The organism is Blastococcus sp. CT_GayMR20, from assembly GCF_004570345.1.
This window is the reverse complement of sequence record NZ_SPQM01000281.1, coordinates 1-2,295: the sequence shown is the minus strand read 5'-3', so window position 1 is coordinate 2,295 and position 2,295 is coordinate 1. Positions and strand designations below refer to the sequence as shown.

The following is a 2,295-nucleotide window of genomic DNA, read 5'->3' as shown; positions in this document are numbered from 1 at the left end:
ACCACGGTCATCTCCAACCCGCCGTACATCCCGGCGCCCGACCGCGACATCCTCATGCCGGAACTCTGGGGCGGCGTCCGCGGCAACGACCTCGTGCTGCAGCTGCTGAAGGCCGGCTACGACGACGTCATCACCGCCGTCGCCAGCTACTCCGACCCCGAGACCACGGTCCGGACGGCGGGGGATCTCGGCTACCGGGTCGTGAACTTCCTCGCCATGGGCCTGGACTACGGGCGCTACAGCAGCGAGCCGAAGGTCGCCGACCACATCCGCCGGCTCTGCGACGCGGGACACGGCTGGGCCGGCGAGGACGAGTACATGGTGGCGGTCGCCCTCTTCACCCGGAACCCCGACATCCCCGGCGACCGTGCCGACCAGCTGCTGAGGGCGCTGCAACTCGAGGTCTGAGCCCAGCCGGCTGCGCTACCTCCTCTTCGCGTAGCCGGCGAGGCCGAACTGGAGCAGGGACAAGCCGCGCCGGCCCTGGCGGCGCAGCTCGGCCGACAGCTCCAGTCCGCCGACACCCGCGAGCACCCGGTCCCGGGCCAGCTCCAGCAGCGACGCGTACAGCCCCATGACGGCGTGCGCGGCCAGCCACGGCTCCACCTGACCGGGCCGCGCCGACGTCTCCTCGGCGATCAGGTCGGCAAGGGCGTTCGTGAGCTCGCCGAGGATCTCCCGCTCCCGCACCTGCAGCGTCCGGCTGCCGCGGATGACGCGCGCCATCTGCGCCACGCCGGTGGCCGCCTCCGGTGACCCCAGCAGGCTGACCGCGCCCACCACGAAGCTGCCCGCGGCAGCGGAGACGGACTCACCGGCGGGCCGACGGCGCACCGCGTCCAGCAGCGCTGCCCGCATCGGCGGGTCGGCGTCGAAGACGAGACCCTCCTTGACCGGGAAGTGGTTGAAGACCGTCTTCTCCACGACGCCCGCGGAGCGCGCGATCTCCATCACGCTCACGGCCTCGAACCCCCGCTCCGCGAACAGCTCCGCGGCCGCGTCGACGATCCGGGCGCGCGTCTCCTGACGCTTGCGCTCCCGCGCGCCCGGGCCTCGCTTCCGTCCGCCCTCGGGGGCCGCCTCGACCGGGGTCACGGGTGCGGGGCGGGAGGGCGTGACCGAGGGAACCGCCCTGATCACCGAGCCGCCGGCCGGAACCGCGGGCGTCTCCTCCACCTGCGGGGACGTCTCGGTCGCGGGGGTCGGGCGGGGCAAGGCGTGGGCCACTCCAGTCACATCCGCAACGCTAGTCACGAGTCGGTAACGGTCCCGCGCAAGCGGTCGGAGCGGCGCAGCGGGCGTGTCCGGTCCTCCGACGTGTCGCACACGCTCCGTGAGCGAAAGATTGCCGTCGCGCGTCGGAGGACCGGCCTCCCAGGCCCTCGTGAAAGCATGCGGCGCATGCGCATCGGCACCCTTCGGCGCGGCCGGGCACTGGAGACAGGCCCCGGCGTGGCCGGCGTCGTCCGACTCGACCGCCGCACGAAGAACCTGACCAAGCGGCTGCGTCCCGGCGACATCGCCGTCATCGATCACGTGGACATCGACCGCGTCAGCGCGGACGCGCTCGTCGGCTGCCGGGTCGCGGCCGTCGTCAACGCCGCACCGAGCATCTCCGGTCGCTATCCGAATCTCGGTCCCGAGATCCTCATCAACGCCGGCATCCCGCTGCTCGACGACGTCGGCAAGGACGTCTTCGCGAAGGTCAAGGAAGGCGCGACCGTCCGCCTCGACGGCTCGCAGCTGGTGGCCGAGGACGGCGAGGTGCTCGCCGAGGGCCGGGTCCACGACCGTGGCACGGTCGCGATGGCGATGAGCGAGGCCAAGGCCGGGCTCTCCACGCAGCTCGAGGCCTTCGCCACCAACACGATGGAGTACATGAAGCGGGAGCGTGCGCTCCTGCTCGACGGCGTGGGCGTCCCTGACGTCGCCACCTCGATCGAGGGCCGGCACGTCCTGGTCGTCGTCCGTGGTTACGACTACAAGGAGGACCTGCACGCCCTCCGCCCGTACATCCGGGACTACCGGCCCGTGCTCATCGGCGTCGACGGCGGCGCGGACGCGCTGCGGGAGGCCGGCTACCAGCCGGACATGATCGTCGGGGACATGGACTCCGTCAGCGACGACTCCCTGACCTGCGGCGCCGAGGTCGTCGTGCACGCCTACGCCGACGGCCGCGCGCCCGGCCTGGCCCGCGTGCAGGACCTCGGTGTCGAGGCGATCACCTTCCCCGCGTCGGCCACCAGCGAGGACATCGCGATGCTGCTCGCCGACGAGAAGGGCGCCACGCTGATC

The 2,295-nt window shown here is 72.3% G+C and carries 2 protein-coding genes and 1 pseudogene; 2 read left to right on the top strand and 1 reads right to left on the bottom strand.

All coding sequences use genetic code 11. The features are described from left to right. Positions 1-408: pseudogene (locus E4P40_RS27330) on the top strand (methylase); the annotation flags it as partial. Positions 409-423: 15 nt separating this feature from the next. Here E4P40_RS27330 and E4P40_RS27325 read toward each other — a convergent pair. Then, positions 424-1,236: a TetR/AcrR family transcriptional regulator gene (locus E4P40_RS27325; RefSeq protein WP_245160628.1), complete on the bottom strand. Its 813-nt coding sequence runs from the start codon at positions 1,234-1,236 to the stop codon at positions 424-426. Positions 1,237-1,401: 165 nt separating this feature from the next. On the opposite strand from E4P40_RS27325, the gene steA reads away from it, so the two are divergent. Continuing rightward, positions 1,402-2,295, top strand: an 894-nt coding sequence (gene steA, locus E4P40_RS27320) for a putative cytokinetic ring protein SteA (protein WP_135161427.1), incomplete at its 3' end; no start/stop codon positions are given.